At 62.9% G+C, this 7,053-nt stretch carries 7 protein-coding genes; 3 read left to right on the top strand and 4 right to left on the bottom strand.

The features are described 5' to 3' along the window. From VGD20_RS16100 to VGD20_RS16085, 4 genes are all read right to left on the bottom strand, one after another. Nucleotides 1–410, bottom strand: a 410-nt coding sequence (locus VGD20_RS16100) for an MFS transporter (RefSeq protein ID WP_331135414.1), incomplete at its 3' end; no start/stop codon positions are given. A gap of 215 nt (nucleotides 411–625) precedes the next feature. Next, entirely contained in the window at nucleotides 626–1,501 is an 876-nt protein-coding gene (locus VGD20_RS16095; RefSeq protein WP_331135413.1) for a phytanoyl-CoA dioxygenase family protein, read from the bottom strand. 160 nt (nucleotides 1,502–1,661) lie between these two features. Continuing rightward, the gene (locus VGD20_RS16090) at nucleotides 1,662–2,318 is read right to left on the bottom strand and encodes a TetR/AcrR family transcriptional regulator (protein ID WP_331135412.1); all 657 of its coding nucleotides are present in this window, start codon (nucleotides 2,316–2,318) and stop codon (nucleotides 1,662–1,664) included. A gap of 92 nt (nucleotides 2,319–2,410) precedes the next feature. Further along, complete coding sequence (locus VGD20_RS16085) at nucleotides 2,411–4,270, bottom strand: AMP-binding protein (RefSeq protein ID WP_331135411.1); 1,860 nt, start codon at nucleotides 4,268–4,270, stop codon at nucleotides 2,411–2,413. Between the two features lie 140 nt (nucleotides 4,271–4,410). On the opposite strand from VGD20_RS16085, the gene VGD20_RS16080 reads away from it, so the two are divergent. From VGD20_RS16080 to VGD20_RS16070, 3 genes are all read left to right on the top strand, one after another. Next, entirely contained in the window at nucleotides 4,411–5,427 is a 1,017-nt protein-coding gene (locus VGD20_RS16080; RefSeq protein WP_331135410.1) for a phosphotransferase family protein, read from the top strand. A 3-nt stretch (nucleotides 5,428–5,430) separates the two neighbouring features. Beyond that, entirely contained in the window at nucleotides 5,431–5,826 is a 396-nt protein-coding gene (locus VGD20_RS16075) for a DUF6285 domain-containing protein (RefSeq protein ID WP_331135409.1), read from the top strand. Nucleotide 5,827: 1 nt separating this feature from the next. Further along, nucleotides 5,828–7,053 (top strand): acyl-CoA dehydrogenase family protein (locus VGD20_RS16070; protein WP_331135408.1); only part of this gene is annotated, 1,226 nt, incomplete at its 3' end.

The following is a 7,053-nucleotide window of genomic DNA, read 5'->3' as shown; positions in this document are numbered from 1 at the left end:
AGCGAGGTGCTGGGGATTTCACTGAGGCTGATGAAGAAGCGCAGCGCCATCAGCGACGCGAGCAGCCACATAAAATTGGCGCTCTCCGTCATGCCGGCCGGCGGGCTCCACAGCGCCCAGAATGCGAGGCCTGCTGGTATGATCGAGGCATACATGAAGGGGTGCCGGCGCCCGATCCGCGATCGCGTCCGGTCGGACCAGAGGCCGATCGCGGGATCCCAGAAGGCATCGAAGACAAGCGAAATCATCAGCGCCAGCCCGACCGCCGCGGCGGACATGCCCACCACCTGATTATAGAAAATCAGCGCGAGTACGGTGATCGCCTGCCCTGCAAGTCCGCTGGACAGCGCGCCAATTCCGAATGCCCATCGTGTTGTCCGCGCGAGGCGGCGACTATCGACCGTCATCATCTCTCCTTGGCGTCATGCGCCGCCGTGCCGCCATTCTGTCGTGACGTGCCGGCATTCTAGTGTCATTTACGGCAATATTGAATGACTAATATAGTTTCATATAATTATTGAGACAGGAGGAGGATGGGGCCACCCCGTTGCAAGGCCGATGCGGCCCCATCCTTGCTTTCCCAGAGAGGAGGAGAGGGAAAGGATTATTGCCGAGCCGGATCCGGTCAGACCTCCATGAAGTCAACGGTGGCGGACTTGCCGCCATGAACCTGCGTGTCCGAATGGCCATAGTGATAGACGAGTGCCGAGCGCCGCTCGTTCGAGCTGTTGTCGTTCGACATGTGCATCAGAAAGCTGTGGAAGACGAGTATGTCGCCAGTTTCCATCAGCACCGGCTCGGCGTTCGAGAAGTCGTAATCGACGACCTCGAGATAGCCGAGGTTCGAGCCCGGACGCGCGTCGGGGACGACTTCGTGAACCGGCTCGTTATGCGAACCCGGCGCGACGAACAGGCAGCCATTCTCTATGGTGGCGCGGCTCGTAGCCAGCCAGACGCCCACCTGCGGCATGCGATCGAAGACATAATAGAGCGAGTCCTGGTGCCACGGCTGGCCCCACACGCCAGGATTCTTGAAGATATATTGCGAGTTGAAGCAGGAGACGCGCGGCCCGAGGATCGCGTGCATGATGTTCCGGATCGCCGGGTGCTTCGCGAAACTGTGGAAGGGCTCCATCCGGTGCAGGTTGAACAGCTTCGACATGCGCATGTCGGGCGATTCTCCCGAATCGACCTTTGCCGCTTCCTCGACCGCGATGGCGCCGTCCTCGCCGACATGGTGTCCGCCCGTGGCCGTGCTGCCCTGCTCGGCCCGCGTAAAAATCTCGATCGCCCGCCGCGTCATCTCGCTGCACGTTTCGGGATCGACGACACCGCGCAGGATGAAATAGCCCTTCTCCATCCAGCTTTTCGCCTGTTCGGGCGTCAGCAGGTCGAGGGCATGGCTATGATCCTTCGGATCGTTGGTCCGCCCTGCCTGTAGCGCATTCAGAAGATTTGCCGCGGCCTGGTTGGGATTCTCGGCGGTGGCCAGATCGGTCATTCCATTCTCCATCGATAGCGGGGGTTTCGCCTCTTGATGAAAGAAGTATCATAATCGATTATTCTAGTCAAATAGTGTTATGGAGCAGGCGGGCGCGGAAGCGGACCTGCCGCCGCCGCGTCGGCCCGACATTCGTCAACCCGGTCGATGGGGTTTCAGGTCAGTGTTTGACCGGTGCGGGAGGCAGGATCGAACGCGCCATCTTCTCTGCGAGATCGAGCGCGACTTCGGTTTCCTTGACCAGGTCGAGGCCCTTGGTCCGGACCCATCGGGTATAGGAGGAGACGCCGCTGCCAATCAGAACCTGCCCCGCCAGATACGGAGCATAATCCCGATGTGCATCGAGCCCGTAGTCATAAGCGATATATTCGGCGACGAGACGCACTTCATTCTCTTCATAACGCAGCCAACTCAGCGCCAGTTCGGGATCGCGCTGCACCTCATGCATCTGCCCGGTCTTGGGGTCACCGTCCTTCTGGCGCGTGGCTGCGGTCGAGAGCACCAGGCTGCGGAAAAACTCGAAAAATGGCACCTTGCCTTTTGCGGCATCGACCAGTTCGCGAAACTGCTGGATTTCCTGGTCGGAGAGGGCGGCAGCGAGATCACGCTTTGTCTTGAAATGGGTGAAGAGCGTCGTGACGTGGATATCCGCCGCATCGGCGATCGCGTTCATCGTCGCCTCGGCATAGCCGGCCTTCTTGAACTCCGCAGAAGCGGCTTCCAGAATTCGCGCGCGCGTGCGCGCCCTGCGAGCCGAGCGGCGCGGAAACCGTTCGGCGCTGTCCTGTTCGGGCTCGATACTGGTTTCGTTGCTCACGCTTCCCCCGATGTCTATTAAGGCACTGCAATAATCAATTCGCCTCGAATGATCATTATCGACGGCTTGCTGAAAAGTCCAATGGGCGCCGGTCAGCAGTGGATCTCGATGATGCCGTCGGCAGGAGGCTGATCGTAAAGCCGCGCGATGCTGTCGGCGCGGCGATCGATAACCGCGCGCTGGTTCACATAACCCTTGTCGGTGATCTCGCCATGCTCGACCGACAGCGGCTCCGATGCGATCACGATGCGGTGCACGCGCCGCGAAGACCCGCCAGCGCCCCTGTTATGGGCGGCAAGCCGCTCCGCCAGCTCGACGCCGAGCGCTGCAACGTCGAGCACGCCGTGCTTCGAATATTGCGCAAGCGCCACGGCGGAAGGCCACAATATCGCGGCGACGAAACGCTTGTCCTGACCCGCGATGACAGCATCCTGCACCATCGGGCTGCACGCGGCCACAATGTCGGGTCGAAGCGTGCCGACCGACACCCAAGTGCCGCTATCGAGCTTGAAATCCTCGGCGACGCGGCCGTCGAACACCAGCCCCTGCTCGGGCGCCGCCTCGTCGAGAAAGCGGACGGCGTCGCCGAGGCAATAAAAGCCCTCCTCGTCGAACGCCGCCGCGGTCTTTTCGGGGTCGCCCAGATAACCCGGCATCACCGTCGGCCCCTTCACACGCACCTCCAGCTTGGCGCCATTGGGCACCAGCTTGAGTGTCATGCCGGGGAGCGGCAGGCCAATCATGCCGACGCGTTCCGTGGCCCAATGCGTCATCGTGATGCCCTGGGTTTCGGTCGAGCCGTACATGGTGATGATCGGGATCCGTTCGCCCGTCTCGGCGATCGACAGCGCCTGCAATCGATCAAAGAGATCGTCGGACAGCGTCGCGCCGCCATAGGCGAGATAGCGGAGCTTGCGAAAGAAGGACCGGCGGAGAACCGCATCGCTTTCGAGTGCGTCTGCCAGCATGCCGAAGGCGATCGGCGCCGATGCGAAGTGAATCGGCGACACGTCGTAGAGGTTGCGGATCGTCTGGTCGAACAGGCCCGGAACCGGGCGGCCACCGTCGAGATACAGCGTTCCACCTGCACTGATGACGCCGTTGAAATTGATGTTGCCCGCCGAGATATGACTCCAGGGCATCCAGTCGAGAAGCTCGAGCAGTTCGCCCTCATCCATCGCGCGATCGGGCGCGCGCAGCCCTTCCGTGCCGGCGAGTACCGCGGTCATCATCCGCTGCGTCTGGGGAACGCCCTTGGGCATTCCGGTCGACCCCGACGTGAACAGGATCTTGGCGACCGTGTCCGGCCCGAGACCTTCGCGCCGCGCATCGACGTCGCGCCCGGCTTCACCGTCCGACAGGCTCGCCAAGTTGGTGATGCCCTCCCCGCCATCGACGGTCACAACGTCGAGATCGGGGTGCGCCGTCCGCAGCGCAGCGATCGCGCGGGCGAACGGAGCCGCCTCCTGCGCGAAAACGATGGCGGGACGCACCGCCGCCGCGCAGTGAAGCAGGCGCGCAAAATCGCTCGATGCGAGCGAATAGGCCGCGCTGACGGGAACGGCGGAGACGCCGGCCGTCATGCAGCCAAGAATAAGGAGCGCCTGTTCGGTCGAGTTCCCCGAAAGGATGAGGGCCGCATCGCCCGCGCCAAGGCCCCGGTCGATCAGCGCCTGCGCGATATTGTCCGAAAGACGAAGCGCCTCGGCATAGGTCAGCCTCTGCCATTCGCCAGCCGGTCCCTTGCGCTCCTTGATGAACGCGCGATCGGGGAATTCGCGCGCACGCTCATGGAAGATGTGCGGAATCGATCGCGGCGTCTCGGCCGGCACATGACAGGACCACATCAGGATCGTGCCATCGCTTCGGCGTTCGATTTCGATCGCCGGATCGACCATGCCCAATGGCTTGAACGGAATTTTGCTGTCCAAAGCCGAGACGCCTTCGCTCATATATTCTCTCCCGGATCGGTCATCGGGTGGAGCGCCAACGCGCAGCCGACCCCGTGTCCGCACAATTAACACTATACGACTAGAATTTTATATTCTACCTTAATTTAAGAATCGAGAGCGCGAGCAAACCGCTTCCTGCCATGGCGAGGGCCCGTATGACATTGACCAGAAGTACCGGCGCATCAATCGAAGGGGGATTGCGCGCAATCGCCGGAAGGATCGACGCGTCGGCCACGGGAATAAGCGGTCTTCAGCGCCTTTCGGGCGGCGCCACCCAGGAGATTTGGTGTTTCGACATCGAAACACCGGCTCGGGACGACAAACGCTATATCCTGCGGCGAGCACCGGGCGGAACCCGCATCACGGACGGAACCGGGCTTGAGCTAGAGGCCGAACTGATGGCGGCCGCAGCAAAAGCCGGCGTTCCCGTCGCCGAGGTCATGCATGTCCTTTCTCCAGAGGATGGGCTTGGCCACGGCTTCATCATGCGTTTCGTCGAAGGCGAGACGCTCGGCGGGCGGATCGTCAAGTCCGACCATTTGCGCGCAGCACGCCAGACGCTTGCGTTTGAATGCGGCGAAACGCTCGCACGCCTTCACCGTATCCCCGCCGGCGATTTCCCGACGCTGGCGCGTGCCACGCCCGCCGAACTCGTCGAGCGAACGCGCATCGTCTATGCCCGGACCACAATTCGCCGCCCGGTCTTCGACCTCGCCTTCCGATGGCTGACGGACAATGCGCCGCCTGTCCCCGCCGAGCCGAAACTGGTCCATGGCGATTTTCGCAACGGCAATTTGATGATCGGGCCTGACGGCCTGCGCGCGGTACTCGACTGGGAGCTTGCCCATGTCGGCGACCCGATGGAAGACTTGGGCTGGATCTGCGTCAACAGCTGGCGCTTTGGCCGCATCGACCTGCCGGTCGGCGGCTTCGGCACGCTCGACGACCTGCTCGCGGGATATGAGCTGATTTCGGGCTCGCGGCTCGACCGGTCGGCCGTTCACTGGTGGGAGGTCTATGGAACGATCCGCTGGGGCGCCATCTGCGCCGCGTCGGTCGAAGCCTTTCGCGGCGAGGACGCCACGATGGAACGCGCAATGATCGCGCGCCGGACGTCCGAAACCGAAATCGACCTCCTCCGCCTGATTGCGAGCTGACCTATGCAAGATCAACCCGGCCCCGACGAACTGCTTGGCAGCGTCATCGACTTCCTGCGCGAAACCGTCGTGCCCGAAGCCAAGCCCCGCACCGCGTTCCAGGCTCGCGTGGCAGCGAGTGCCCTCGAACTCGTCTGGCGCCAGATGGAATTCGGCGCCGCTGGCGAAGCGGTCGAGAAGCAGCGGCTGATCGGCCTCCTTGATGCGAACGGATCGCTCGAAGACCTCAACAAACAACTCGCCGACGCGCTCGCATCGGGCACGCTCGGCCTCGCGACGCCGGGCCTCGTCGAACATCTTCGGGCGACAACGCTGGAAAAGCTTGCCGTCGATCAACCCAATTATTCGGGCTACCGCGCCGCGCTACCGGGCGAAGCCGAACCCCGGAAGGAAGGCTGACATGGATTTCTCCGTACCGCAGGACCTCACCGACTATCTTGCCGAACTCGACGCCTTCGTCGACGCCGAGATCAAACCGCTCGAACTGGCGGACGACAATATCCGCTTCTTCGACCATCGCCGCGAACATGCGCGCACCGACTGGGACAATGACGGCCTGCCGCGCCCCGAATGGGAAGCCCTGCTCAAGGAAGCGCGGCAACGCGCCGATACCGCCGGGCATCTCCGCTTCGCCTGGCCGAAGGAATATGGCGGCAAGGGCGGATCGAACCTTGCGATGGCGGTGATCCGCGAGCATCTCGCAGCCAAGGGCCTTGGCCTTCACAACGACCTGCAGAACGAACATTCGATCGTCGGCAATAACCCGTTCGTGGTGATGTTCCGTGCCTTTGCGACCCCCGAGCAGGATGCGCGCGACGGCGAGAAGCTGCTGAAAGGCGAAATGCTCACCGCCTTCGGACTTACCGAGCCCGATCACGGCAGCGACGCCACCCATATGGAAACACGCGCCGTCCGGCAGGACCGGGGCGGCCAGCCCGGATGGCTCATCAACGGTGAGAAGATGTGGACGACGGGCATGCACGTCGCAACGCACGTCATGGTCTTCGCACGCACCTCGGGCGAGGACGGCGACGCCACCGGCATCACCTGTTTCCTCGTCCCGGCCGACACGCCGGGGGTCAAGATCGAGGAATGGCTGTGGACCTTCAACATGCCCACCGACCATCCGCGCGTCAGCTTCACCGATGTCTGGCTGCCCGAGGAGAGCTATTGGGGCGAGGTCGACCGCGGGCTCGGGCTCGGACAGAGCTTCGTCCACCAGAATCGCATCCGGCAGGCAGCATCCTCGCTCGGCGCCGCGGTCTACTGTATCGAGGAGAGCGTCCGTTACGCGCGCGAGCGCAAGCCGTTCGGCAAGGCGCTGGCAGAGAATCAGGCGATCCAGTGGCCGCTCGTCGAGCTCGCGACGCAGGCCGAAATGCTGCGCCTGCTGATCCGCAAGACCGCATGGCAGATGGACCGGATGGACCACAAGCAGGTCGAGCGCACGCTCTCGGACAAGGTCAGCATGTGCAACTACTGGGCGAACCGCCTCTGCTGCGAAGCCGCCGACCGCGCAATGCAGGTCCATGGCGGCATCGGATACTCGCGCCACAAGCCGTTCGAGCATATCTACCGCCACCACCGCCGCTATCGCATCACCGAAGGCGCCGAAGAAATCCAGAT

Origin of the sequence: Sphingopyxis sp. (assembly GCF_036402335.1) — a bacterium.
Classification (GTDB): Bacteria; Pseudomonadota; Alphaproteobacteria; order Sphingomonadales; family Sphingomonadaceae; genus Sphingopyxis.
This window is presented reverse-complemented; position numbering and strand designations above follow the sequence as displayed.